A 25,819-nucleotide genomic window follows, 5' to 3' on the forward strand; every position below is an offset into this window, starting at 1 on the left:
GAGATAAGACAGGAAGCAGGGCGATTGCAGCTGGCAGCTTTGCCATATATCGTCAAGATCATGCCATCCTCTGCCAATCCGCGCCCTGCCGACCCTCTTGTCGTGGCCGTTGCCTATGACGGGCTGTGCACGTTCGAGTTTGGCGTGGCGGTTGAGATCTTCGCCTTGCCCCGGCCGGAAATGGGTGAGGATTGGTACCGTTTTGCGGTTGCCGGTATTGATACCGGTGAAATGCGCGCGCTGGGCGGCGTGCGTATTGTTGCCGACGGCGGGATTGATCTGATCGGCCAGGCCGGCACGGTGATCGTGCCGGGATGGCGCGGGTCGGAGGCTCCGGTGCCGCCGGCGCTGATCGAGGCGCTTCGAAAGGCACACGAGCGCGGCGCTCGCATTCTTTCGATCTGTTCGGGCGTGTTCGTGCTTGCCGCCGCCGGCCTGCTTGCGGGCAAAAGGGCGACCACGCATTGGCGCTACAGCGAGAAGCTGACGGAGATGTACCCCGACATCACCGTGATTCCGGACGTTTTGTACATCGATGAGGGCAATGTGCTGACATCGGCAGGCAGTGCCGCGGGCATCGATCTTTGCCTGCATCTGGTTCGGCGCGACTTCGGCACCAAGGCGGCAAACATGGTGGCGCGTCGCCTGGTGGTGCCGCCGCATCGCGACGGCGGCCAGGCGCAGTATGTCGAGAGCTCCGTTCCCGAGCCACATGAGCGCAGCCGGCTTGGCCCTTTGATCGACAGGATGCGCGCCAATATTTCCGCCGACTATCCCGTCGCCATCTTGGCCGAGCTTGCCGGGATGAGCGAGCGGACGTTTCTGCGCCGCTTTGCGGCCGCAACCGGCGTCACGCCGGCGCGCTGGCTGCTGTCGGAACGGCTTTCGCGGGCGCGCACGCTGCTGGAAGACACCGCCATGCCGATCGAACGGATTGCCGAGACCGCCGGCTTTGGCGCGGCAGGCACGTTGCGGCATCACTTCCGCCGGCAATTCGCCACGACGCCCGTCGCGTACCGTGCGCGTTTCGGGAACACGGCCAGGTCGGCTTAAGTCACGCGTCCCTCATAGCGGCCACGCGGCCTGATGATGCTGCCGCTAATGATCTGTTCGACCATATGCGCGGCCCAGCCGACGCTGCGTCCAAGCGCGAATAGCTGGAACGGTGCATCGCGGGGCAAGCCAAGACCGTGCGTCAGCGCGGCGAGGGCAAAGTCAATGTTCGGGTGCGCGCCGGTCGCGGCCATGGCGGCTTTTTGCAGCTGTTGCAGCGTCTCGTTGACAGAGATGACTGCCAGAAGTGCGGTGGCACGGGGATCGCCGTCGGGATAGAGCGGATGGCCGAACGCCGGCAAGGGCCGATCATGGCCGAGCCATCGCCGGATCGCCGCATCCGCGCCGTGGGCTGCTGCATCTTCGGCGAGCTGCATCACCGCTTCGCCGGCGCCACCGTGGCGCGGGCCGGACAGCGTTGCCAGGCCGGCCAGCAGGCATGCGGCAGGCGAGGCGCCTGTGGACGCTGCGACGCGGGCGGCGAAGGTCGATGCGTTGAGTTCATGATCGGCGAGCAGGACGAGGGCGCAGCGGATCGCTTCCGCGCCGGCATCATCCACCGACCAGCCCTGCGCCAGGCGCTTATGGACGGGCGCTGTGCCGGCTTCAGCGCCCAGCGACTGCGCCAGCGCTCCGACTGTGCGCGCGGCCTCGGTGCACAGCGAGGCGGCGCTGCGTCCTAGCGAAGGCCGCCCGTGGCCTGCAAGCATGGCAAGCTGCGCAAAGGCCGAGGCGCGGCCGACTGGATGAGGCGCTTCAGGTGACGGAGCTTTGAACGTCACCGGTTCGGCCGAGGCCCACAGCAGAGCGGCGGTTTCCTCCAGCGTCGCCGATTTGGAGAGCGCAACGGCGTCTTGCCCTCGGTAGATGAGGCTCCCGTGCAGAACGGTCGAAATTGCTGTTGCAATCGAGGGTTCGCCCCAGGCGATCGCACTCTCGGCGATGGCCGAGGGACTGCGGCCGCGCGCCCGGCGGGTCGCCAGTGCGGCGATGTCGTCGGCGCGGTACTGGCTGCGGCGCGGGTCGCTCTCATCCGGCCGCATGCCGATGCGGCCACGGCTGACATAGGCGTAAAGCGTCTGCGGCCGCACCTTGAGCCTTTCCAGCGCCTCTTCCCGCGACAGCCATTCGGACATTTTTAGCCCTTACATTGATTATATTGATCAAGCTTGATCGAGGCGCAGCCTAACCCTTATCTCCCATGCAGAAAAGCTGCAAGGAGATGAGATATGGCGAACGGGCTCGATGATGTGGTGGCGGCGGAGACCGTGCTCTCCGATGTCGATGGCCTTGGTGGCCGCCTGACGATCCGCGGTCATTCGCTGCCGGAATTGGCGGGACGCTGGCGCTATGCGCAAGTGGTTCGCCTGTTGCTCGACGGCTTCTTCGACGGCCTTCCCGGCGATGCCGAACTGGCAGCGAGGCTGGGCAAGGCTCGCGTCGAGGTGTTCGAGCGGCTTGCACCCTCGCTGCCGCTGCTCGCACCGATTGAGATCTATGGCGCCATGCGCGCCGGCATGGCGCTGCTGCCGGATGGCGAGGCACTGACGGACGCCTTGCGGCTGATCGCGGCGCCCGCTGTGCTGACGCCGGCTCTGCTGCGGCTGGCGCGTGGCGAGCAGCCGATCGCACCTGACGCGAAGGCCGATCATGCCGCCGACATGCTGAGGATGATCGAGGGATCCGTCCCGTCGCCGGCGCTGGCAAGGGCACTCGACACCTATCTGGTCACCGTGTGCGATCACGGCCTCAACGCCTCGACCTTTGCCACCCGCGTCGTTGCATCGACGCTGGCAGGGCTGACATCGTCGGTGCTGGCCGGGCTCGGCGCGCTCAAGGGGCCGCTGCACGGCGGCGCGCCCGGCCCGGTGATCGAGATGCTCGATGCAATCCAGGCGCATGGCGACGCGGCCGGTTGGCTGCGCGAGAAGGTCGCGCATGGCGAGCGCATCATGGGTTTCGGCCATCGTATCTACCGCGTGCGCGATCCGCGCGCCGATGTACTGAAAGCCGTCGTGCGGCAGCTCGGCAGCGAGGGCGAAGCCGGCCGCCGCCTGGCCTTCGCCGAACAGGTCGAGCACACGGCGCTCGAAGTGCTGCGGATCGCCAAGCCGCAGCGCTCGCTGCAGACCAATGTCGAGTTTTACACAGCGCTTGTGCTTGAGGCGGCTGGCTTTCCGCCACAGGCGTTCAGCAATGTCTTTGCCGCCGGACGTGTCGCGGGCTGGATCGCGCATGCGCGCGAACAGCAGACGACGGGGCGGCTGATCCGTCCACAGTCGCGCTATGTCGGGCCGGTGCCGGACCTCGTGGCCTGAGGTTCCAAGTTCAGATTGTTGCGAAGAGGACCCCACCCTAGCTTGCCGGGGCGAGCCACGGGTCTCGCCCGTCCTTCGGACCCCCACAAGGGGGAGGGCAGCTGGCGCGCGCCGCCGAAACGTCGGTGGTTTGCTGAGATCAGCGTCTACCAAGTCTCCCTCCCCCTTGTGGGGAGGGATCAAGGGTGGGGGTATTCGTAGGGCGAAGACCTGGGCGTGGAGGACCATTCCCCATGACCAAAATTTCATGTGATCACGCGACCGTGTTCGTGTTCTTGCCTTGGTCATCCCTTATATGCTGCGCTGCAATATAAGTCCGCTGCAGTCGAACCCGCCCGATCCCCGGGCGGAATGAGGCAGCAGCGACCAAACCGAACAGGAACGCCATGACCAAAAACGGCAAGGCGGAGGAAACGAAGAAGATCAACATCGCGCTGCAGGGCGGCGGCTCGCACGGGGCCTTCTCCTGGGGCGTGCTCGACCGGCTGCTGGAGGATGGCAGGCTGGAGATCGCGGCGGTGTCCGGCACCAGCGCCGGCGCCATGAATGCGGTGGCGCTGGCCGATGGGTTTGTGCGCGCCGGCGTCGAGGGTGCACGGCAAAAGCTCGACGATTTCTGCGCGCGGTGGCGGCCAAGGGCCGCTTCAGCCCGGTGCAGCGCATGCCGTGGGACGTCGCCTGGGGCAACTGGTCGATCGAGAACACGCCCGGATATTTCTTCTTCGACACCATGTCCCGAGTGTTTTCGCCCTATGTCGCCAATCCGCTGGGCTTGAACCCGCTGCGCGACGTGGTCGAGCAGGAGATCGATTTCAAAAATGTTCACGCCTGCAAGTCGATGGAGCTGTTCATTTCGGCGACCAATGTCGAGACCGGCCAGCTGCGCGTCTTTTCCGATGGCGAGATCGACCTCGACACGGTGATGGCCTCGGCCTGCCTGCCACAATTGTTCCGCGCCGTCGAGATCAAGGGCGTGCCCTATTGGGATGGCGGCTATGGCGGCAATCCGGCGCTGTTCCCGTTCTTCAAGACGGCGGCGACCGAGGATGTGCTTTTGGTGCAGATCAATCCGGTGGTGCGCGAAGGCACGCCGAGAAGCGCCAACGAAATCCAGAACCGCATCGACGAGATCACCTTCAATGCCGGGCTGCTGAACGAATTCCGCTCGATCGCCTTCGTCAAGGAGCTGATCGCCGCCGGCCGGCTGCCGCCTGGCGAATACCGCGACATCCGCATGCACCGCATCGATGCCGACGAGGCGTTCAAGGATCTGTCGGCGTCGTCCAAGGTCAATGCGGAATGGGCCTTCCTGAGCTATCTCAGAGACCTTGGCCGTATAGCGGCCAGCGACTGGCTGGAGGAGAATTACGACGCCGTCGGCAAGCGGCCGACGCTCGATCTTTCCGGCGAACTCGATGACGGCTTCAAACCGGTGCGCGGGCCGGCACCGGGACGGCGGGTGAAGGAATTTCTCGCCGCCCGCAAGAAGCCGGAGGCGGAACGCCGGCGGGCCTGAGTTTTTCGGAGCAGCGCCGGCGGCTTTCCCGATGCGGCGCAACTTCTGCGTGTGACGGTATACAAAATCATACTGACGCCTACTGCCATTCAAGTCGCGACGACGCAGGGCGCGCCCACATTTGAGCGTCAAAAACTGGTGCGGGCACAGGGGATGTCAGTGCCCAAAACGCCTTGAAAACAAAGCGCCTCCAACATCCGTATGGTTCCGAGACTGTGGTTCCGCCGCCTGACGGGGCGCCGATAAAACCGTTTCCGTTGGCCACACTACGCCTGCCTTGCGCAATGCCCCTGCAACTTTTCGACTGTATTGCGATGCAACTTTGATGTAGAAGCGCGGCTTCGCCGTTCACGGCAAATTGAACACGGCCTGGCGCGCACCCATATCGGCGATGCGCCCGAGTTGGAAGACACGGTAGCTGTTAGACGACGGACACCCTGTTGGATAACGACTTGGCCGAACCCCGCAGTGGAAAAAAATGATGCCGAAGATCAGGTTTCACAAGCTTGCCGCTATTGTCGTGCTCATCGGCTTCGCCGCCTGGATGGGAACAGGCGCGTTCTCGTCCGTCGGCAGCCCCGCTGTCGAAGGCGCTGCCAAGCCGGGCGACCAGGCCAAGCCGGGCGATCAGGCCAAGGCGCCGGACGCAGCCAAGCCCCCGACCACTGGGCCTAAGGCAGCCGAGGCCGAACCGAAGGCGCCGCTGCGCACCGTCGCGGTGGTGACGCCGCCGCGCAAGACCTATGCCCGCGCCATCCGCATTTCCGGGCTGACCGAGGCCGACAAGCGCGCCGTGCTGGCGACGCGTGTCGCCGGCGTCATCGAAAAGCTGCCGGTCAAGCAGGGCGATCACGTCAAGACCGGCGATCTGGTGCTGATGCTTGCGGCGGAAGAAAAGATCTCGATGGTCGACAATGCCAAGCAGCTCGTCGTGCAGCGCCAGGCTGAACTCGAAGCGTCGCTGCGGCTCATGAAGACCGGCAATCTGCCCAAGCTGCAGCTCGACACGGCGCGTTCGAACCTGACCGCTGCGCAGTCGCAGCTGGAAACGGCGCAGGCCGAACTCGACCGCAATCTGGTCAAGGCGCCCTTCGACGGCGTCATCGACCGGGTGCCGGTGGAGCTCGGCAGTTCCGTCATGCAGGGCGGCGAGGTGGCAACCATCCTCAAGCTCGATCCGGTGATTGCGCGCGGTGAAGTCAGCGAACGCGACCTCGGCTATCTCAAGCTCGGCGACAAGGCTGCTGTCCGGCTGGTCAGCGGCCAGACCGTCGAAGGCACCGTGCGCTACATCAGCCGCGACGCCTCGTCGGCGACGCGCACCTTCCGCGTCGAGATCGCCGTCCCCAATGCCGACGGCTCGGTGCCGGCCGGCATGACGGCAGAGATTGCGCTCAGCGCGCAGCCGACCGACGCCGTCATGTTGCCGCGCTCCGTGGTGACGCTGGGCGACAAGGGAGACCTCGGCATCCGCGCCGTCGACAAGGACAACAAGGTTGTGTTCTTCCCGATCGACCTGGTCGATGACTCGCCGAAGGGCCTGGTGCTTGGCGGCATTCCCGCCGATGCCCGCGTCATCGTCGCCGGCCAGGAGCTCGTCAAGGAAGGGGACGTCGTCAAGCCGGTCGAGGCCGACCAGGCGACCATCCAGAAACTGTTGGGCGAAGCGACAACGCAGTAGCGCCGGGTGGCCCCGGGCGGGGACAACCGGCCGCCATGCGGCTCCTGAAATCTTGAGAACAGGCCATGGATATCGTCAAACTCGCGATCAACAATGCCCGGCTGACCATTGCGGTGCTGGTCTTCCTGCTGCTGGCGGGCTGGGTCGCCTATCAGTCGACACCGAAGGAAGCGGAACCCGACGTTCCTACCCCTTATGTTTATATAAATGTTGCCTATCAAGGCATCGCGCCCGAAGACGCTGAAAGACTTCTGCTTAGGCCTCTGGAGGCAAAGCTTAAGAGTCTCAAGGGGTTAAAGGAGATGAAATCATCCGCCTATCAGGGCGGTGCCTTTGTCTTCCTTGAGTTTCTGCCGTCTATAAAAGTCGACACCGCGGTGACTGATACACGCTCGAAGGTTCAGGACGCGAAGGCTGACCTTCCCCAAGCGGCAGAAGAACCGGTTGTTACCGAGGTCAACATTTCCGAGTTTCCCGTCCTGGTCGTCACGCTGTCCGGCGATGTGCCCGAGCGTGTGCTTACGGCGGCGGCGCGCGAACTGCGCGACCGCATCGAGGAAGTCCCGGGCGTTCTTGAGGGCACCATACAAGGCGCGCGCGACGATCTCGTCGAGGTCGTCATCGACCCGATGAAGCTGTCGTCCTACGGCCTGCAGCTCGACCAGTTGATCGGCGCGGTCGGCGCTTCCAACAGCCTGGTCGCCGCCGGCAATATCGAGGGTTCGGAAGGCAAATACGCGGTCAAGGTGCCGTCGCTGATCGAGACACCCGAGGATGTCGCGTCCTTGCCGGTGGTCGCCGGCCCCAATGCCGTCGTGCAGGCGAAGGACATCGCCACGGTGCGTTCGACCTTCGCCGACGCCGAGACCATCACTCGCCTCAACGGCAAGCCGGCCATCGCCATCGAAGTCAAGAAGCGCATCGGCGCCAACCTGATCGACACGCTGGCCAAGGTGCGGGAAGTGTCCGACGCCTACGTCAAGACGATGCCGGAAGGCATGAACATCACCTACACGCAGGACAAGTCTGTCTTCGTCAACCAGCTGCTGGGCGACCTGCAGAACCACGTGATGATCGCCGTCATCCTGGTGTTCATCGTCATCCTCTATGCGCTGTCGGGCCGCGCCTCGCTGCTGATCGGGCTTGCCATTCCGTCATCCTTCCTGATCGGCATCCTGCTGCTTGCGATGATGGGCTACACGATCAACATGATCGTGCTGTTCAGCCTTATCCTGGCGGTCGGCATGCTGGTCGACGACGCCATCATCGTCACCGAATTCGCCGAACGGCGCATGGGCGAAGGCATGCCGAAGGCGGAAGCCTTCACGCTTGCCGCCAAGCGCATGGCCGGTCCGGTCATCGCCGCGACGATGACGCGCATCGCGGCGTTTTCGCCGCTGCTGTTCTGGCCCGGCATCATCGGCGACTTCATGAAATACATGCCGATCACGCTGATCGTCACGCTGTCGGCCTCGATGCTTTATGCGCTGGTGTTCGCGCCGACGCTGGGCGCGCTTTTCGCCAAGGCGCCGGAGCATCACGAGGAACAAAATCGCGACGGCTGGTACATGGCGCTGGTCAAGCAGGCGGTGCGCTTCCCCATCACCGTGCTGGTGCTCACCGCCGTGCTGCTCACCGGCGTCGGCTTCGCCTATTCGAAATATGGCGCCGGCGTCGAGTTCTTCCCCAGCGTCGAGCCCGATTACGGCCTGCTCTATGTGCATGCCCGCGGCAATCTCTCCCTGGCCGAAATGGACACGGCGACCAGGATCGCCGAAAACCGGCTGCTTGGCTGGCCTGGCGTCAAATCGGTCTATACCCGCGTCGGCAAGACGCAGGGCGGCGGACAGGACGTGCCGGAGGACGTCGTCGGCGTCATCCAGTATGAGTTCATCGACTGGCGCGAGCGCAAATCGGCGAACAATATCCTGGATGAGCTGCGGACCGTCATGGCCGGCATTCCCGGCGTCGATGTCGAGGTGCGCGTGCCGGAGGCCGGTCCTCCGACGGGCAAGGCGGTCCAGCTCCGGCTTTCGGCCATCGATCCCAAAGGGCTCGACGACCAGGCCCGCGCGGTTGCGGCGCGCATCGCCAAGGTGCCCGGCGTCATCGACGTGTCGGACGGCCTGCCGCCGCCCGGCGTCGACTGGGCGCTCGAGGTCGACCGCGCCAAGGCGGCGCAGTATGGCATCAGCCCGACGGCCGTCGGCACGGTGGTGCAATTGGTGACCAATGGGTTGAAGCTGTCGGAATACCGGCCGGCCGGCGCCGACGATGCCGTCGACATCAGGCTGCGCCTGCCCGAAGACCGGCGCACGCTGTCGACGCTCGACGAGCTCCGGGTGCAGACCGCGCAAGGCTCGGTGCCGATCTCGAACTTCGTCGTGCGCAAGCCGGAGCCGACCGTCGGCATCCTCAACCGCATCGACGGCGCCCGCACCGTGGTCGTCCAGGCCAACGTCGCCGCCGGCACGCAGGTTGCGGCGGTGCAGGCGGAGGTGACCAAGGCGGTCACCGACATGAAGCTCGACAACGGCATACGCTGGAAGTTGGCGGGGTCGAACGAGGACAGCGCCGAAGCCAGCGCGTTCCTCGGCAAGGCCTTCGGTGCGGCGATCTTCCTGATCTTCCTGGTGCTGTTGATGCAGTTCAACAAGTTCACCAGCGTGCTGCTGGTGCTGTCCTGCGTGGTCATGGCGACGATCGGCGTGTTCCTGGGGCTGCTGCTGACCGGCGAAGCCTTCGGCATCGTCATGTCGGGCATCGGCGTTATCGCGCTGGCCGGTGTGGTGGTGAACAACAACATCGTGCTCATCGACACCTATGACCGGCTGCGCGAAGAGGGCTGGGACAAGATGGAAGCGGTGCTGCAGACCTGCCGCGAACGTGCCCGCCCGGTGGTGCTGACGGCGGTCTCGGCCATCCTCGGCGTGCTGCCGATCGCCTTTGGTCTCGGCCTCGAAATCTTCCATCACGAGACGACGATCAACGCGCCGTCGACGCAATGGTGGATTTCGCTGTCCTCGGCCATCGTCTTCGGCCTGTCCTTCGCCACGCTGCTGACGCTGGTGGTGACGCCGTCGATGCTGATGATCTTCACGCGCAGCAAAAACAGCCGCTTCTACGCGTTCTTCCGCCGGCTGTTCGGGCGCGAAAAGAAATGGGATGCGTCCACAGGGCCGAAGCCGCTCGATGAGCCGGCAATCGCCTTCCCGAAAGCCGCGGAATAGCTGCATTCGAGCAGTCGGACAAAAGGCCGTCCGGAACTACCGGACGGCCTTTTGCATTGTCCCTTCGTATCCGACCAGCAAGGCGAGGGACTCTTAATGACCGTCAGCACCATCCTCATCATTGTCTTGATCCTGATCCTGATCGGCGCCGTCCCGGCCTGGCCACACTCGCGCTCCTGGGGTTATGGGCCGTCCGGAATAGTCGGCGCTGTGCTGGTGGTGCTGCTGATCCTGGTGCTGATGGGCAGGGTTTGATCGGGGCAAGAGACCTCTGCGATCAGCGGGTCCTCGCCCGATGAAGTGCTGGCAATGGGCATACGGCGGCGCCCGCCCACACTCCGTCCGCTTCGCGGCCACCTCTCCCACATGTCCATGGGGGAGAGGTGGCTGGGCGAAGCCGAGACGGAGTGGGGGAGCTCCATATGCGATTGGCCCGAAATCGAGATGACGAGCACACGCTGGGTCCCCCTTGGCCACCCCGCCCGCTTGCGTATACGCTGCCCGCACCACAATCACCGAGGGAGCCATCAAGGTGAACACCGCCAGCCCGCCAAGGCCTCTCGCCGAGATCGCCAGCTATCACGCCCACATCTACTATGACGGGCAAGCCGAGCGGCAGCACGCCGAATGGCTGCGCCTGCGCATCGGCGAACGCTTCCGCGTGCGCCTGGGCAACTGGCGCGACGAGCCGGTCGGCCCGCACGAACAGGCCATGTACCAGGTCTCCTTCGCCACCGAGATTTTCGCCACGCTGGTCCCCTGGCTGATGCTGAACCACGGCGGCCTCAGCATCCTCATCCACCCCAACACCACCAACCCCAAGCGCGACCATCTGGTCGATCCGATCTGGATCGGGCGGCCGCTGGGGGTTCATGGCGAGGTGCTGGGTGAAGAGGATGAAGCGGAAGAGGCGCTGGAGGTGAACACGGAGCCGACGCTGGGGGCGTAGGGAGGCGTTCTGCAAAGTAGAGACTTGGCCTTGGAGACGCGTTCGCCAGTAGCCTAGCTCAGGCATGCATGACAGGCCGCTTTGCGCCTCAAGCCGTATCCTATGCCTTCATCATTGCTTCGTCGAAGGTGCCGAACCAGCGCGGGGCCGTTGGAGCGATGACCGTCAATTGATGGCAAGGGAGAGTTCTCCTTGGTCGCCGGTACGCCGAGGCGGGGTCGCCGAATAGGCAAAGATTGCAATAGAGGAGGCAGCCGGCACTCGTTCCCGCAGGGTCGGGCGCACCCGTTCGGACGGAGCAACTGGCGCTCCGCACGAGGGACAGGGCAACTCACTGGTGACTGGGTGCGTGCCTGACGAAGCTCTTCGTTTCGGCTGAGATAAATGCTCTCACTTACGGAACATCGCAGGTTCGTCGAAGTTGGAAAGCTACGGAGGACGTGCACATGAACAGTGTAATCTATCTTATCGGCCTTATCGTCGTCGTGCTCGCGGTCCTCTCCTTCCTCGGTTTTCACTAGGTGGCCTCATGCAGCATGAGAAGGATCAGGGCGGACAGCCCACCGAATTCGACAAGGCGAAAAGCGACGTCTCCGAAAGACTTCGCCAGGAAAATGAGCGTGCCAGCGAGTTGCTTCACGACGCGCGGGACGAGGTGACCCGTAAGGCTGGCGACTATGCATCTGAAGCCACGCAGGTCATCTCCGACAAGGCGGAGGAGGCGCAGCGCGACATCGGATCGAGCTTGGCGGCGTTGGGTGGTGCACTGCGAGCGGCCAGCGATCACCTTGCCAGCAACGATGAAAGGAACGCATCGAAGTTCGCTTTGGATGCTGCCAGTGGCCTTGAGCGGCTTTCATCGTCCTTGAAACAGAAGCCCTTTAGCCAAGTCCTTGATGACGTGCAGTCCTTCGGCCGGCAAAATCCCGGTGTCCTGCTTGCGGGATCGGTGTTGGCCGGATTGGCTCTCGGGCGGTTCATCAAGGCTTCTCCGCCGGCAAGGCCCGATTCTGAGGCCGCTCCGGGAGGCCTCAAATCACACACCGATCAGCCACAGGGTTGGTCCGCTGATCGTCCACAAGATTTTGGCGTGGTCGGCGATGATGGGGCCACGCAGATCGCGGAGCAGGACAGATGAACAACCAGGACAATCCCAGCCTTGCCGGGCTAGTCACCGATTTGGCCCAGAATGTCACCACTCTGGTGCAAACCGAGGCGAGGCTGTTTCGGGCCGAGCTCTCTGAAAAGCTTACCAAAGCCGGAGCAGGTGCCGCGGAAGTGCTGGGCGGCGCGATTTGCCTGCTCGCCGCGCTCTTGGTGTTGCTGCAGGCGCTCATTATCGCACTGACGCGAGCAGGGCTTGGCGCGGGATGGTCTTCCCTGCTGGTCGGTGTGGTCGTGGCGGTCCTCGGCGTCATCCTGCTGCGGACGGGGACGGCCAGCATGGCGCCTTCGGAACTTACCCCCGACCGGACCCAGGGACAGCTCAAGCGCGACGCGAGCGCGATTAAGGAGCAGGTGAGATGAACGAGAAATCCGCAGCCGAACTTGAACGCGAGGCCGAGGCGGCTCGCGCTCGGGTGATGGAGACCGCCGAATCCATTCGAGGCAAGATGACGCCGGGACAATTGCTGGATGAGTTCACCGGGTTGTTCTCGGGAGGGGAGAGCGCGGCCATGCTCAGTAATCTCAGAACGCAGGTCCGAGACAATCCTTTGCCGGTCACCATGGTGGGCGCAGGTCTGGCCTGGCTGATGTTCGGCAGCGGTACCTCAAACGCCGCCCAACGTTCGGCTGGCTATCCATTGCCTTCAGCGCCGGGACGACATGATGCAGCAGGGGAGCGCGGCGGCTTGGGCGGCACGCTCTCCGACGCCGCGGAATCGCTCTCCTCGAGCGCTACCAGCGTCGGCGACACCATATCGAGCGCCGCAAGAGCCGCTGCGGCGGGCCTGACGGGAAGCGCTGCCAATGCAAGCTCGACGACTGGGGACATGGCGGCGAAAGCCAGCCGCTCCGCGCAAGATCTGTTGGAGGATCAACCCTTGGCCGTAGCGGCCGTCGGTCTCGCCATCGGCGCCGCTATAGGTGCAATGCTGCCCCATACCGCAACGGAGGACGAGCAACTAGGCGCCTATGGCGACAAGCTTCGCGATTCCGCCGAAACTTTGCTCAATAGGGGCCTCGATGAGGCCAAGCAGGTCGCCGCCGACGCCTATGAGACCATCAAGCAGGAAGCTGGCCGGCAAGATATGGAAGCAGACACGATAGCCGATCAGCTCGGCGAGATCGTGAAGTCCACAGCAGACAAGACCGAGCATGCCGTGCGCGAACGTATTTCCGATACGTCTCAGCGCCAAACCTAGCTTGATGATCCTGGATCAACGATAGCCGGCCTCTCCAGAAAGGGGCCGGTGTTGTCCGTCAAACGGTGACCCGCTCGAGTCACTTCAGAGCGGTGTGCGGACTGATGTCCCTTGCCGATAGTAATCCAGCGGATCAGGTTCTCTGGATTATTGGCCAACCCGCCGCCGATAAGACGCGGTCAGCAAAACTGGTATCTAGGCGAGGACCGACCTGCACTTGAAGGTCGCAGACCGAGGATGCCGGTCCGCTCTGGGACGTAGGGCGACACCCCACTTCACCCCCCAGCCAGCCGCGGCAGCAGAAAAATCTCCGCCCCCGGCGGCAGTTCCTTCGACCACGTATCGCGATAAATCGTCCCGTCGATGGCCACCGCGATGCCCTTCTCGATCCAGGGCTCGATGCCGGGATACTGTTCAGCCAGTTTCCTGAACAGTTCCCTGATGTCCTTGGCCTCGACCTCGACCTTGCTCTGTCCGCCGGCGAGCTGGCCCAGCGCGCCCCAGAGCGTGACTTCGACCATTAGGGCAAAAACCTCATTTCGGCCTCAGCCTCCCCGTTCCGCCTCGATCGCGGCGAGAACCCGTGGCGGCGACATCGGGATGTGGGTCATGCGCACGCCGGCGGCGTTGGAGACGGCGTTGGCGATCGCCGCCAGCGGCGGCACGATCGAGGTTTCGCCGACGCCGCGCACGCCATAGGGGTGGTTGGGGTTGGGGATCTCGAGGATCTGGGTGTCGATCATCGGCAGGTCGGAGCAGACCGGGATGCGGTAGTCGAGGAAGCCGGCGTTCTGGAGGCGCCCGTCCTTGCCGTAGATATACTCCTCGTTGAGCGCCCAGCCGATGCCTTGCGCCGCACCGCCCTGGTACTGGCCCTCGACATAGGTCGGGTGCACCGCCTTGCCGGCATCCTGGATCACCGTGTAGCGGATCACCCTGGTCGAGCCGGTATCGGGGTCGACCTCGATGTCGCAGATATGGGTGGCGAAGGAGACGCCGGCGCCGTCGGCGACGAGTTCGCTGTGGCCGGCGATCGGCCCGCCGGTCTTGCCGGACGCGGCGGCGATCTCCTTCAGCGACAGGGCTGCAAGATTGCCGTATTTTTCGCCTTTGGCGATGGCGTGGCCGTTTTCCCAGACCACGTCGTCGACGGGGATGTCCCACGTCTGGGCGGCGCGCTCACGCAGGATCTTGATGGCGTTGCGGGCGGCCGAGATGGTCGCCATCGAGGACGAGAAGGTGCCGCGGCTGCCGTCGGTCATGTCGTTGTAGCCGAGCGAGGACGTGTCGGCGACCACCGCCTTGAGCTGGGCATAGTCGATGCCGAGCTCCTCCGCCGCCACCAGCGACAGCGACGCGCGCGAGCCGCCTACATCAACCGTTCCGACGGCCAGCGACACCGAGCCGTCCATGCCGATGTTCAGATCCACGCAGGTCTGGCCGCCGAAGTTGAACCAAAAGCCGCAGGCCATGCCGCGGCCCTGGTTCTTGCCCAGCGGCGCCTTCATGTGCGGATGGGTCTTCGCCGCCTCCAGCGTCGGGCCGATGCCGATCGGCCCGTAGACCGGGCCGTAGGACGATCGCGTGCCCTCCTGCGCGGCGTTCTTGATGCGGAACTCTACCGGATCGATGCCGAGCTCCTTGGCCAGCTCGTCGACAGCACTTTCCACCGCGAATGCCGCCATCGGCGCGGAGGGCGCGCGATAGGCGGCGGTCTTCGGCCGGTTGACCAGCACTTCGAAGCCGACGGTCTTGACGTTGTCTAGCTTGTAGCAGGCGAAGGCCGTCATGGCGCCGATCTCGGCCCAGGTGCCGGCATAGGGGCCGCTGGTGTAGCGCAGCGTCGCTTCGGCGGCAGTGATGGTGCCATCTTTGCGGGCGCCGATCTTCACGTCGATCGAGGTGGCGCTGGTCGGACCCGAGGCGCGGAAGACTTCATCGCGCGTCATGACGAGCTTCACCGGCCGTCCGGCCTTGCGCGACAGGGCCAGTGCCACCGGTTCGGCCCAGACGTGGGTCTTGCCGCCGAAGCCGCCGCCGATTTCCGACGAGGTGACGCGCAGCTTCGAGGCTTCCAGCCCGAGCAGTTGCGCGCAATGCTGGCGGTAGACGAAATGGCCCTGCGTGCAGACCCAGAGGTCGGCGGTGCCGTCGGACGAGACGCTCGCCACGCAGGCATGCGGCTCGATATAACCCTGATGCGTCTGTTCGGTCTTGAAGGAGCGCTCGACGATGACATCGGCGTGGCCGAAACCCTGATGGACATCGCCATGGCCAAACTGGCTGCGTTTGGTGACGTTGGAAGGCTTGACCGGCTTTTCCTCGAGGCCCTCGGTGAAGATGGCGTCGTTGATCAACGGAGCGGTATGCTTCATCGCCTCGTCGACATCGGTGACATGCGGCAACAGCTCGTAGTCGACCTCGATGAGCTTCAGCGCCTGCCTTGCCGTGCGGGCATCGACAGCGGCAACCGCGGCCACGGCGTGGCCGTCATAGAGCGCCTTGCCGCGCGCCATGCAATTGTCGAGCACGTCGTACATGGCGGCATCGCCATCGGTGAGGTCGGGCAGGTCGGCCGCGGTGATCACCGCTTTCACGCCGGCCAGTTTTTCCGCCTTCGAGGTGTCGATCTTGAGGATCTTGGCGTGCGCATGCGGGCTGCGCAGGACACGCCCGACCAGCTGTCCCGCCATGTTGAAGTCGGCGCCGTAGCGCGCGCGTCCCGTCACCTTGTCGACGCCGTCGGGGCGAATGGGGCGGGTGCCGACGGATGAGAATTTGCGGCCTGAAAAGCGTGGGTCGAAGTTCATGCGTGCGCTCCCTTCATCACGTTGGCGGCGTCCTGGACAGCGCGCACGATCTTGTCGTAGCCGGTGCAGCGGCAGAGGTTGCCGGCGAGGCCGAAGCGGATTTCTTCCTCGGTAGGATCGGGGTTCTTGGCCAAAAGGTCCTTGGCCGCGATCAGGAAGCCCGGCGTGCAGATGCCGCATTGCAAGGCTGCGTGTTCGAGGAATTTCTGCTGCAGCGGATGCAACTGATCGCCATGCGCCATGCCCTCCACGGTCTCAATATGCCGGCCTTCGGCTTCAGCGCCAAGCACTAGGCACGAGCAGACCAACCGGTTGTCGAGGATGATCGAGCAGGCGCCGCAGTCGCCGGTGCCGCAGCCTTCCTTGGCGCCGGTCAGGCCGAGCCGATCGCGCAGGACGTCGAGCAACGTCTCGTCGGGCTGGCAAAGGTATTCGACGTGATCGCCGTTGATTGTCGTTGAAACTGCTACACCGGCCATCATTTGCCTCCTGCGCGTGCGTAGGCGGTCGTCGCGGCCCGTCCGGCCAGCACGCCCGCAACTTTTCGTCTGAACTCGATGGTGCCGCGCTTGTCGTCGATGGGGCGGCAGGCCCCAGCGCAGATCTTGGCGAGCCGCTCAAGTGCCGCCTCATCCAGCTTCCTGCCGATGAGAGCCTCGGCTGCTTCTTCCACCAGAAGCACGGTCGGGGCCGCGGCGCCCAGCGCGACGCGGGCGGCTGTTATGACGCCATGCTCGTCGAGCGTCAGGTTCACGCCCGCGCTGACCACCGCGATGTCCATCTCGGTGCGCGGAATGAATCTGAGGTAGGCGTCGCCCGAACGCGGCGCGCGCTTGTCGAGCAGGATCGCCTCGACGATCTCACCCTTGGTGAGCGAGGTCTTGCCAGGCCCGATCGGCACAGCCTCGACCGGAATGGTGCGCTTGCCCGAGGGACCGGCAACCACGGCCTTTGCGGCGGCGGCCACCAAGGCCGGGACGCTGTCGGCGGCCGGCGAGGCGTTGCACAGATTGCCAACGATGGTGCAGCGGCCCTGGACCTGTTTCGAGCCGATCAGCTTCGACGCTTCGACGACACCGGGCCAGGCCTTCTTCAGAACCGAGCTCTCGCCCAGGGCGGCGCAGGGGACGGTGGCGCCGATGCTGAAGCCGTCGGCCGTCTCCCTGATCTCGCTCAAGCCCTCGATCGCCTTGATGTCGACGATCAGGTCGGGATCGACAAACCCGCCCTTCATCCGAACGAGGAGGTCACTGCCTCCAGCGAGAATGGCTGATGTGCCGGAAGCGTCGGCCAGCAGGCCAACGGCGTCTTCGATTGAAAGCGGACGTATGTAACGCATCGTCTCCCCTTGGTGATGGTGATCTCGCCGACCGTTATAAACAGTCTCCTCATAATGACCATCCGGTTGCTGATTTCCAGCGATTGGGCCAGCACCGCGAGAGAGATTTTTGTCTAAAGTCTTTGTTTTGATGCATGTCGTTGTCCCAGAACCGCGCACACTTCTGGGCGACATGCATTCAAGCGGCGTCTTTTGCACGGTCGAGGCTGATGCCAATGTCCTTCAATGCCTCGGCCACGGCCTCGTCCAGCGGCGTGTGCGGGACTTCGCCGATGATGCCTTCCAGCCGGTCGGACACGAGCCGGTGCGGTTCGAAGCGCAGATAGGACACCGAGACGATCTCGCGCCACATCGCCACGAACGGGCTGCCGGCGCGCAGCACCCACCACGGCATGAAGGTCAGTTTCAGCGGACGTCCCAACGCTTTCTCGGCCGCGGCCTCTATGTCCATGTCGTTGACGGCGTGGCCGGGGAAGTTGAGCGCCTCGTAGATGCCGAGCTTGTCCAGGTTGCGCGCCACGCCGACGAAGCCGACGGCGAAGTCCGGCAAATAGGCCCATTCATGCACGAGGTTGGCCGGGCCGGGCGCGGTGTAGACGCCCTTGTTCATCTTGGCGGCGACGACGAGGTCGAACCATGAACCGCTGCCCGTGCCGCCGAAGAAATCGCCGGCGCGCAGGATGATGGTGCGGACGCGACCGGCATCGGCCTCGCGGCGAAACAGCGCTTCCATGGCGCAGCGGATGCGGCCCTTCTCGGTCGTCGGGCGGAACGGCGTGTCTTCGGCGACGAGCTGAGGCATCGGCGAGCCGTAATTATAGACGTGCCGGGGAAAAGATGCAGCGCGCCACTGGCATGGCAGGCGGCCACGACGTTTTCCGCCATCGGCAGGCATTTGCTCCAATCGGTGTAGATCGGGTTGAGACCGTTGAAGACGATGTCGACGCCTTGCGTGGCGCGGATCAGCGCCTCGCGGTCGAGTGCATCGCCGGCGACGGCGGTGGCGCCCTTGAGTTCGGCCGGGACCTTGCCGGTGCGGGTGACGGCGCGGACATCGAAGCCGGCGTCGATGAAGGCTTTGCCAACCACGCGGCCGAGCCGGCCATTGGCCCCCAGAATTGCGATCTTGGTCATTTTCTTCTCCGTGTATGTGTTTGCACGGCGAATATGATGCCTCCATATGCGAATGAAAATTGACGGGGGATGCAGCTTTGTTATTCATAAATGAATGGAAGATATCGATTGGAACCTGATCAAGAGTTTCGTCACCGTGGCGGAGACCGGCAGTCTGTCGGCCGCGGCGCGCAAACTGTCGGCCAGCCAACCGACGCTCGGGCGTCACATCGGTGAGCTCGAACAGGCGTTGGGCGTCACCTTGTTCCGGCGCGGGCGGCGCGGCTATGCGCTGACGGAAGCAGGCGCCACGCTGTTCGAACGCGGCAAGGCGGTGAGCGAGCAGGCGAGCGCGTTCTCACTATTGGCATTGGGCTCGGTCGAGGCCATCGAAGGCACGGTGCGCATTGCCGCCAGCGAGGTGGTGGCGGCCTATGTGCTGCCGAGGATGACGGCGCGGCTCGGCATCGAGGAGCCCGGCATCGAGGTCGAGATCGTCGCCTCGAACCAGGTCGAGAACCTGCTGCGAAGGGATGCCGATATCGCCATCCGCATGGTCAATCCGGCGCAGAACGAGCTGACGGCGCGCAAGGTCTGCGATATCAAACTCTGCTGCTGCGCGGCGAAATCCTATCTCGACAGGCACGGCCGCCCGCTCAAGCCCGCCGACCTTCTCGACCATCCGCTGATCGGCTTCGACCGCAGCGACGAGATGATCCGGGGCTTTACCCAGGCCGGCATCCCCGTCACCCGGAGCAGCTTCCGCTTCAGGGCCGACAACCAGATCGTTCTGTGGGAAGCGCTGCGGGCGGGAAACGGCGTCGGTCTTGGCCAGGAGCCGCTGGCGGACAGCGACCCGTCGCTGGAGAAACTGCTGCCCGGCCTGCCACTGCCCAGCCTGCCGGTGTGGCTGGCCATGCATCGTGACGTGCGCACCAGCGTGCGCATCCGCCGCGTCGCGGATTTCCTCTATGAGGAGCTGAAGCGCTATTCGGCGGGGGCGGCCGCGAATTCGGCGCGATGAGCGAGCCCGGCCATCAACAGCACGACGATCAGCAGCGCCGACATGGCGACGAAGATCGGACCGAAGCTCGAATGCTCGGCCACGAAGCCGATCGCCGACGGCGCCACCAATATTCCGGAATAGCCCATGGTGGTGACGACGCTCATGCCGGTGCCCGACGACATGCCTTCCTGATTGCCGCCGGCCGAGAAGATGATCGGCACCATGTTGGCGATGCCGAAGCCGCACAGGGCAAAAGCCGCGATGGCGATCCAGGGCGAGGGCGACAGGCCGGCGACCAGCATGCCGGCGGCGGCCACGATGGCCGAACCGCGCAGCGTGGCCACCGCGCCGAAGCGGTTGCGCACGCCGTCGCCGAAAAAGCGCATGACAGCCATGACGCCGGAGAAGGCGGCGTAGGCAAGGCCGGCGATGGCGAGGTCGGCGCCGAGCTCCTGCCGGAGATAAAGCGCTGCCCAGTCGAGCACGGCGCCCTCGGAAATCATCGTCAGCAGCGCCATCAGCCCGACCAGATAGACCAGCGGATTGGCCGGCAGCGTAAATCTGTGATGCTCGGCCGCCTGCGGCTTGTCCTCGGCGATGAGGTAGCCGACCGCCACGGCTATGACGGCAAAGGCTATGACCGTGACGACAGCCGCATGGGCGAGGTGGCCGTAAGTCTGGATGGCGTAACCGCCCAGACCGCCGCCGGCGAAACCGCCGAGGCTCCAGAAGCCGTGCGACGACGACATGATGGCGCGGGAGAGCCGGCGCTCGACCACCACGGCATTGGCGTTCATGGCGACATCCATGCCGCCGATCGAGCCGCCGAAGATGATCATGGCGATCGCCGCCAGCGGCACGTTGGGCGCCAGCGCCACGATCAGCAGGCCGAGGCTGCCGCACAGGCCGAACCAGCGCAACACGGCGCGCGAGCCATGCCTGGAGATCAGATGGCCGCACCAGCTCATGGCCGCGACCGCGCCGACGCCGAACAGAAGGATCAGCAGACCGAGGGTGAATTTCGAGATGTCGAGCCGGGTCAGGAACACCGGAATCTGCGGCGCCCAGCTGCCGGTCAGGAAGCCGTTGGCGAGGAAGATCGCGGCTACGGCCCATCGCCCCTGAAGGGCGCTCTGCATGGTGTCTTGCGCGTTCATGGCCCGAATCCGGTCAAGGAATGGCTTTGCGCGGCAAATTAGATCGATTCAATTTCTCGTCAAGCGCTTGGCTGCGAAAAGCTTGTGGGCCACATCTAAGGGGAAACCGTTAGGCGCTGTCCCGCCGACGTCAATCCTGTGAACCGCGCGCTACTTCAGTGATCCCTCGGCCGTCTTGCCTCGAACTCCGCTTTCTTGGCGTCCGAAGCCTCGGTCTGGTTCAGCGCCTGCCATTGCGCATAGGGCATGCCGTAGACGATTTCGCGCGACCGGTCCTTGCCGAGATCGACGCCCTCAGCCTCGGCCGCTTCGCGGTACCAGTTCGACAGGCAGTTGCGGCAGAAGCCGGCGAGGTTCATCAGGTCGATGTTTTGCACATCGCTGCGCTCGCGCAGATGCTCGACCAGCCGGCGGAAGGCCGCGGCCTCGAAATCGCGTTTCTGGTCATCGCTGAGTTCGGTCATTGCCTTGGATCCTCACAGCGGCCCGGTGCGCGAGCCGAACATCTTCACCTGATGTATATCGGGACGGCGGTCGATGGCGTCAACGAGCGGCGCCAGCCGTTCCGCCCAGGCCAGCGCCCCCTTGCGGTCTGATATCAGGTCCTGGCGGATCTCGATCAGCGCATGGGCAAAGCCGTTGACGATGGCGTGCTTGAACATGGTGTCGCCGCGCAACGCGCCGTCATAGGGTTCATTGTCGCCAACGACGAGGTTTTTATCCTGCGCCAGCATGTCGATCAGCGGCCGCGCCACGCGGTCGTCGAGGTCCCACAATATGCCGACATGCCAAGGGCGGATGAAGCCCTGCATGACAGGGGTGAAGGAGTGTACGGAGAAGATGAGCGGCGCTTTGCCTGAGGCGTGCGCCACCGACGCGATCATGGCGCCGACCGCGTCCTGATAAGGCCGGTAGAAGCCGTCGAGCCGCCTTTCGCGTTCGGCCGGTGCCATAGGGTAGTTTCCCGGCACGACAGTGCCGTCATAGAGCTGGCGGATCAGCGTCGGGTCGTCCTCGCCGCGATTGGGATCGATCAGCAGCCGCGAAAAATTGGCGATCACCGCCGGCACGTCGAGCGCTGCGGCCAGTTCGCGCGTCACCGTCTCGACACCGATGTCGTAGGCGATATGGCGATCGAGTTCCGCCGCCGGCAAGCCGAGACTGCCATACTCCTCCGGCAGGTCGCGGCGGGCATGGTCGGCGACAAGCACGATGCCTCGCTTGCGGTCGCCTTCGACGATATCGAAAGGCGCGAAAACTGTGGATCGGGTCATTGGCTGGAAAGGTCTGTTCGCTGGCTTCCGGGGAGGGTGGTATCGTCATTCCCACGAAGAGGACTGTTGCGCAATGCCGTTGTTTGGCCACGGTTTCTGCGAAAATCCTGTGACGCGCGGCAGATCGCGTGTCGGGGGCCTTTCTAAATCGATTGGAATTGGACAGAACGGCGCGTTGACATGCGCCCGGACTTTTCCGAAAAGGGGCGCTGAGAGATGCAGATGACGTTATTGAGGGGTTTCGGGATGGGTTCCGCCGGCAGGCCGCGTGCGCGCACCGCCTTTGCCGTGCCGCTCCTGACCCTGACGCTAGGGCTCACCGCGCTGGTCGCGGCTTCGCCTGCCCGCGCCGATTTCCGCGTCTGCAACGCCACGCAGAACCTGGTCGGCGTCGGCATCGGCTACCGCGCCAAGGCAGGCTGGATCACCGAGGGGTGGTGGCACATCGAAGGATCGAGCTGCAAGACGCTGATCGAAGGTCCGCTGTCATCGAGGTTTTACTATCTTTATGCAGAAGACGCCGAGCGCGGCGGGCGCTGGGATGGCCCGATCAACATGTGCGTGGCCGAAAAAGAATTCAAGATTGCCGGCGTTACCGATTGCGTCGCCCGGGGCTTCCAGCGCGCCGGATTCCAGGAATATGACACGGGCGAGCAGGCAAGCTGGATGGTCCAGCTGACCGATGAGTCCACAACGGGAGGCGCTCCAGCCGCCCCGGGAACAAACAGTCAATGAGACGTAGCCGCAAGGTCAAGATCCTCGCCACCATCGGTCCTGCCTCCTCGTCCGAGGAGATGCTGCAGAAGCTGTTCGAAGCCGGCGCCGATGTCTTCCGCATCAATATGAGCCACACCGATCACGAGCTGATGCGCACGCTGGTCGGCCGCATCCGCGCGGTCGAGGAAAAGGTCGGCCGTCCGATCGGCATCCTGGCCGATTTGCAGGGACCGAAGCTGCGCGTCGGCAAGTTCGCCAACGGCAAGGAGGTGCTGACCCCGGGCCAGACCTTCACCCTCGACAACAATCCCGAGCCCGGCACGTCGACCCGCGTCTACCTGCCGCATCCCGAAATCCTGAGTTCGGTCGAGGCCGGCCACCGTCTGTTGATCGACGATGGCAAGCTGGAGCTCAGGGCGGTGAAGAGCGACGGCAAGTCGATCACCTGCGCGGTCGTCGCCGGCACCACCATTTCCGACAAGAAGGGCGTCAGCCTGCCCGACACCGACCTGCCGGTCGGTGCGCTGACCGAAAAGGACCGCAAGGACCTCGATGCGGTGCTGGCGGAAAGCGTCGACTGGGTGGCGCTGTCGTTCGTGCAGCGGCCGGAGGATTTGGCGGAAGCCCGCAAGATCGCGCGCGGCCGGGCACTGATCATGGCCAAGATTGAAAAGCCGCAGGCGGTAGCCCGGCTGGCCGAAATCATCGAACTCTCCGACGCGCTGATGGTCGCCCGCGGCGATCTCGGTGTGGAAATGCCGCTGGAAGCGGTGCCCGGCATCCAGAAGCAGATCACGCGCGCCGCGCGCCGCGCCGGCAAGCCGGTGGTGGTCGCCACGCAAATGCTGGAATCGATGATCACCGCGCCGGTGCCGACCCGCGCCGAGGTCTCCGACGTGTCGATCGCCGTGTTCGAGGGCGCCGACGCCATCATGCTTTCAGCCGAATCCGCTGCCGGCGCCTATCCGGTCGAGGCGGTGGCGATGATGAACCGCATCGCCACCAAGGTCGAAACCGACCCGACCTATGCCGGCATCATCAACGCGCAGCGCTCGGAACCGGAAGCAACCGGCGCCGACGCCATTTCGCTCGCCGCCCGCGAGATTGCGGAGACGCTGAAACTGTCGGCGATCATCACCTATACGGCGTCGGGCACCACGGGCCTGCGCGCCGCGCGCGAGCGGCCGCAAGTGCCGATCATCGCGCTGTCGCCGATCCTCAACACGGCGCGGCGGCTGTCGCTCTTGTGGGGCACGCATTGCGTCGTCTCGCCCGACGCCAGCGACCTCGACGACATGGTCGACCGCGCCTGCCGCATCGCTTTCGAAGAGGGGTTCGGTCAGCCGGGCGACCGCGTCATCATCACGGCGGGCGTGCCGCTGAGGACGCCGGGTTCGACCAACATGCTGCGCATCGCCTATGTCGGGTCGGACGTGCAGGCCACCCGCAACATAGGTTGACAGAGGCTTCAACTCATCACAGTTCGCAGCGCTCTTGCCGCACCTTCGGCGTGATCGATACGCTGAAGGAAGCGGCGTGCCCGTGGAACGGGGTCGTGCAGGTACTGGTCCGGACCCAGCATCTTTCGCCGGTTGAGTTCGACTGTGTCGAGCAGATCGAAATCGACCGTGGCGATCGTGCAGTGCCACCCGGGATTGCGCGACGCCCAGCCCCTCTCGTGGTGTTCCAAAAGCTGCTCGCGGGCGGAATAGCCGTGATAGTCGAACGCGATCACGCCGTTGGTCGCGTAAATATGGTTCCCGGAAAGCCCTCGCCGGGAATGATCCGTTCACCGTAAAATCCTTCCAGAGGAGCATGCTCGAGAAAGGCGCCAGCAAGAATGGCGCACGCGCCATAGCCGAAGAAGATGCGGTCCGGCAACGCCCATCGCTTCTCCGGGTTTCTCTTGATGCCGTGTTTCAGGACATACATTGCGATCAGGTCGGGGCCAGTTCCGCGTCGGGCACGGTGATGTCGGGGCATCGCCCCTCATTGTAGGCATCGCCGGCGATGCGTGCTTCCACGGTTTTTGCCATTGCCTGCAGGTCGACGACCTTGCCGGCGACTTTCTCGATCGCGCCGACGACGAGGTCGGAGGCGATCCAATCCGGCTTGTGGCCCAGATTGTGGACCCAGATCAGTTCGGCGCCGGGGATGTCCCTGACCAGGCCGACCGAATGGATCGAGGCATAGACCACCTTGTCGCGGTCGCCCGAGATGACAATCGTCGGCGCTGTGATGTCGCGGTAATGCGGCGCGGCCTTCAGCGTATAGTCGTAGAGGCCGGCGACATCGATGGCGTTGGCGCGGAAAGCGCCGGGACGCAGCACCAGCGGAATCGAGGCATTGCCGACATAGCCTTCCGGCACCTTGTTGGGAGAAAACACGCAGGCCGTGGCGCTGTCCATCTGCAGCGTGCCTGCCGGATAGGTCAATGTCTCCGAGAACAGCCAGCCGATGATGGGGGTGGCGGTCAGCTTGTAGTACCAGGCGGTCGCGCCGCCCGGCCAGGGGTGGCTGACCGGCGACAGAAAGACCAGCCCGAGCGTCTTCTCCGGGTGTTCGCGGCCAAAGGCGGCGGTGATCACGCCGCCAAAGGAATGGCCGACCATGATCGCATTGTGGATGCCGAGACGGCCCATCAGTCTGGCGATGGTGTCGGCCTGCGCAGACGGGCTCTCTTTGCCGGGGCCGCGCGCCGACCAGCCGAAGCCCGGCCGGTCGAGGAAGACCATCTCGGCGCGGCCTTCGAGCAAAGGCCTGATCGGCAGCATCTGATCCCTGAGGTTGGCGCTGGCGCCATGGATGAAGACGATGGCCGGCAGCTCTGCATTTTGCGGCGCCGGCACGTGGACATAGTGGATGCGGGTGCCGTCGATGTCGGCAAATTCGCCGGCCGGCGGGTTTCGCCACTCGATCAGCCACGCGCCGGCGCGGGTGACACCGGCCAGGGCAAAGACGAGCGCGAGGAGCAAAGCACAGGCGGCGTAAATGAGGTTCATGCGCGGAGATACGGGGGTGGAGGGGGATAAGTTCTAGGGAGTAGGGAGTAGGGAGTAGGGAGTAGGGAGTAGGGAGTAGGGAGTAGGGAGTAGGGAGTAGGGAGTAGGGAGTAGTGAGTAGGGAGGTGGCGTCTCGACCAATCTTCTGTCCTGCCTACTCACTAATCCCAAATCCCTACTGCCAAATCAAAATCCTGCGCCGCCACGCGCCTCCGAAATGGCCGCGACCTGGTCCTGGGCGCTGCGCATCATCGGATAGATGGTAAGCACCTTCTGCCAGGCTTCGAG

22 protein-coding genes and 3 pseudogenes are annotated in these 25,819 nt (G+C 64.4%); 13 read left to right on the top strand and 12 right to left on the bottom strand.

The window, feature by feature from the left end; all coding sequences use genetic code 11:
• Positions 1 to 60 precede the first annotated feature (60 nt).
• Positions 61 to 1,053, top strand: a complete 993-nt coding sequence (gene ftrA, locus NKI88_RS27570; protein WP_502909501.1) for a transcriptional regulator FtrA — start codon at positions 61 to 63, stop codon at positions 1,051 to 1,053.
• Here the strand turns inward: ftrA and NKI88_RS27575 are convergent.
• On the bottom strand, positions 1,050 to 2,189 hold the full coding sequence (locus tag NKI88_RS27575; protein ID WP_352658561.1) for a citrate/2-methylcitrate synthase: 1,140 nt from the start codon (positions 2,187 to 2,189) through the stop codon (positions 1,050 to 1,052). The genes ftrA and NKI88_RS27575 overlap by 4 nt on opposite strands.
• A 93-nt stretch (positions 2,190 to 2,282) precedes the next feature.
• Between NKI88_RS27575 and NKI88_RS27580 the strand changes: the two genes are divergently transcribed.
• Complete coding sequence (locus NKI88_RS27580; RefSeq protein WP_352658563.1) at positions 2,283 to 3,371, top strand: citrate synthase/methylcitrate synthase; 1,089 nt, start codon at positions 2,283 to 2,285, stop codon at positions 3,369 to 3,371.
• A gap of 253 nt (positions 3,372 to 3,624) precedes the next feature.
• Here the strand turns inward: NKI88_RS27580 and NKI88_RS27585 are convergent, their stop codons facing one another.
• Positions 3,625 to 3,915, bottom strand: coding sequence for a hypothetical protein (locus NKI88_RS27585; protein ID WP_352658590.1), 291 nt, complete (start codon positions 3,913 to 3,915; stop codon positions 3,625 to 3,627).
• On the opposite strand from NKI88_RS27585, the pseudogene NKI88_RS27590 reads away from it, so the two are divergent.
• The 8 genes and pseudogenes from NKI88_RS27590 to NKI88_RS27625 all read left to right on the top strand — a co-directional run bounded on the left by NKI88_RS27590 (position 3,806) and on the right by NKI88_RS27625 (position 13,113).
• Positions 3,806 to 4,887, top strand: a pseudogene (locus NKI88_RS27590) (patatin-like phospholipase family protein). The gene NKI88_RS27585 and the pseudogene NKI88_RS27590 overlap by 110 nt on opposite strands.
• Before the next feature lie 481 nt (positions 4,888 to 5,368).
• Positions 5,369 to 6,568 carry an efflux RND transporter periplasmic adaptor subunit gene (locus NKI88_RS27595; protein WP_352658565.1) on the top strand — a complete coding sequence of 400 codons (1,200 nt, stop codon included), beginning with the start codon at positions 5,369 to 5,371 and terminating at the stop codon, positions 6,566 to 6,568.
• 65 nt (positions 6,569 to 6,633) lie between these two features.
• Complete coding sequence (locus tag NKI88_RS27600; RefSeq protein WP_352658567.1) at positions 6,634 to 9,798, top strand: efflux RND transporter permease subunit; 3,165 nt, start codon at positions 6,634 to 6,636, stop codon at positions 9,796 to 9,798.
• Positions 9,799 to 9,894: 96 nt separating this feature from the next.
• Positions 9,895 to 10,053, top strand: a complete 159-nt coding sequence (locus tag NKI88_RS27605) for a DUF3309 family protein (RefSeq protein WP_023707271.1) — start codon at positions 9,895 to 9,897, stop codon at positions 10,051 to 10,053.
• Between the two features lie 277 nt (positions 10,054 to 10,330).
• A complete protein-coding gene (locus NKI88_RS27610; RefSeq protein WP_023712827.1) occupies positions 10,331 to 10,747 on the top strand; it encodes a DOPA 4,5-dioxygenase family protein in 417 nt (138 codons plus the stop codon).
• A 529-nt stretch (positions 10,748 to 11,276) separates the two neighbouring features.
• Positions 11,277 to 11,885: a hypothetical protein gene (locus NKI88_RS27615; RefSeq protein WP_352658570.1), complete on the top strand. Its 609-nt coding sequence runs from the start codon at positions 11,277 to 11,279 to the stop codon at positions 11,883 to 11,885.
• Positions 11,882 to 12,274, top strand: a complete 393-nt coding sequence (locus tag NKI88_RS27620) for a phage holin family protein (protein ID WP_023693628.1) — start codon at positions 11,882 to 11,884, stop codon at positions 12,272 to 12,274. The genes NKI88_RS27615 and NKI88_RS27620 overlap by 4 nt, the downstream gene beginning before the upstream one ends.
• Positions 12,271 to 13,113 (top strand): hypothetical protein, encoded by an 843-nt coding sequence (locus NKI88_RS27625; RefSeq protein ID WP_352658572.1) that lies wholly within the window; start codon positions 12,271 to 12,273, stop codon positions 13,111 to 13,113. Before NKI88_RS27620 ends, NKI88_RS27625 begins: the two co-directional genes overlap by 4 nt.
• 275 nt (positions 13,114 to 13,388) lie before the next feature.
• Here the strand turns inward: NKI88_RS27625 and NKI88_RS27630 are convergent, their stop codons facing one another.
• The 5 genes and pseudogenes from NKI88_RS27630 to NKI88_RS27650 all read right to left on the bottom strand — a co-directional run bounded on the left by NKI88_RS27630 (position 13,389) and on the right by NKI88_RS27650 (position 18,396).
• The gene (locus NKI88_RS27630; protein WP_023684042.1) at positions 13,389 to 13,634 is read right to left on the bottom strand and encodes a MoaD/ThiS family protein; all 246 of its coding nucleotides are present in this window, start codon (positions 13,632 to 13,634) and stop codon (positions 13,389 to 13,391) included.
• Between the two features lie 24 nt (positions 13,635 to 13,658).
• On the bottom strand, positions 13,659 to 15,923 hold the full coding sequence (locus tag NKI88_RS27635) for a xanthine dehydrogenase family protein molybdopterin-binding subunit (RefSeq protein ID WP_352658574.1): 2,265 nt from the start codon (positions 15,921 to 15,923) through the stop codon (positions 13,659 to 13,661).
• The gene (locus tag NKI88_RS27640; RefSeq protein WP_023684040.1) at positions 15,920 to 16,402 is read right to left on the bottom strand and encodes a (2Fe-2S)-binding protein; all 483 of its coding nucleotides are present in this window, start codon (positions 16,400 to 16,402) and stop codon (positions 15,920 to 15,922) included. Before NKI88_RS27640 ends, NKI88_RS27635 begins: the two co-directional genes overlap by 4 nt.
• Positions 16,402 to 17,262: an FAD binding domain-containing protein gene (locus NKI88_RS27645; protein ID WP_352658576.1), complete on the bottom strand. Its 861-nt coding sequence runs from the start codon at positions 17,260 to 17,262 to the stop codon at positions 16,402 to 16,404. Before NKI88_RS27645 ends, NKI88_RS27640 begins: the two co-directional genes overlap by 1 nt.
• Before the next feature lie 178 nt (positions 17,263 to 17,440).
• Positions 17,441 to 18,396: pseudogene (locus tag NKI88_RS27650) on the bottom strand (SDR family oxidoreductase).
• A gap of 94 nt (positions 18,397 to 18,490) precedes the next feature.
• Between NKI88_RS27650 and NKI88_RS27655 the strand changes: the two are divergent.
• Positions 18,491 to 19,399: a LysR family transcriptional regulator gene (locus NKI88_RS27655; protein WP_352658578.1), complete on the top strand. Its 909-nt coding sequence runs from the start codon at positions 18,491 to 18,493 to the stop codon at positions 19,397 to 19,399.
• On the opposite strand, the gene NKI88_RS27660 is transcribed toward NKI88_RS27655, so the two are convergent.
• The 3 genes from NKI88_RS27660 to NKI88_RS27670 all read right to left on the bottom strand — a co-directional run bounded on the left by NKI88_RS27660 (position 19,363) and on the right by NKI88_RS27670 (position 21,812).
• Positions 19,363 to 20,538, bottom strand: coding sequence for an MFS transporter (locus NKI88_RS27660; protein WP_352658580.1), 1,176 nt, complete (start codon positions 20,536 to 20,538; stop codon positions 19,363 to 19,365). The two genes, NKI88_RS27655 and NKI88_RS27660, sit on opposite strands and share 37 nt — an antisense overlap.
• A gap of 155 nt (positions 20,539 to 20,693) precedes the next feature.
• Positions 20,694 to 21,002 carry a DUF1244 domain-containing protein gene (locus NKI88_RS27665; RefSeq protein WP_352658582.1) on the bottom strand — a complete coding sequence of 103 codons (309 nt, stop codon included), beginning with the start codon at positions 21,000 to 21,002 and terminating at the stop codon, positions 20,694 to 20,696.
• 12 nt (positions 21,003 to 21,014) lie between these two features.
• Positions 21,015 to 21,812, bottom strand: coding sequence for an N-formylglutamate amidohydrolase (locus NKI88_RS27670; RefSeq protein ID WP_352658584.1), 798 nt, complete (start codon positions 21,810 to 21,812; stop codon positions 21,015 to 21,017).
• A 246-nt stretch (positions 21,813 to 22,058) separates the two neighbouring features.
• Between NKI88_RS27670 and NKI88_RS27675 the strand changes: the two genes are divergently transcribed.
• The gene (locus NKI88_RS27675) at positions 22,059 to 22,547 is read left to right on the top strand and encodes a DUF1036 domain-containing protein (RefSeq protein WP_023673118.1); all 489 of its coding nucleotides are present in this window, start codon (positions 22,059 to 22,061) and stop codon (positions 22,545 to 22,547) included.
• Positions 22,544 to 23,989: a pyruvate kinase gene (gene pyk, locus NKI88_RS27680; protein ID WP_023690053.1), complete on the top strand. Its 1,446-nt coding sequence runs from the start codon at positions 22,544 to 22,546 to the stop codon at positions 23,987 to 23,989. Before NKI88_RS27675 ends, pyk begins: the two co-directional genes overlap by 4 nt.
• Positions 23,990 to 23,997: 8 nt before the next feature.
• On the opposite strand, the pseudogene NKI88_RS27685 reads toward pyk, so the two are convergent.
• Both NKI88_RS27685 and NKI88_RS27690 read right to left on the bottom strand, forming a co-directional pair.
• A pseudogene (locus tag NKI88_RS27685) lies at positions 23,998 to 24,461 on the bottom strand (hypothetical protein).
• Positions 24,462 to 24,466: 5 nt separating this feature from the next.
• Positions 24,467 to 25,531: an alpha/beta fold hydrolase gene (locus NKI88_RS27690; RefSeq protein WP_352658586.1), complete on the bottom strand. Its 1,065-nt coding sequence runs from the start codon at positions 25,529 to 25,531 to the stop codon at positions 24,467 to 24,469.
• Positions 25,532 to 25,819: the final 288 nt, after the last annotated feature.

It is taken from the genome of Mesorhizobium sp. M0317, assembly GCF_040321555.1.
Classification (GTDB): domain Bacteria; phylum Pseudomonadota; class Alphaproteobacteria; order Rhizobiales; family Rhizobiaceae; genus Mesorhizobium.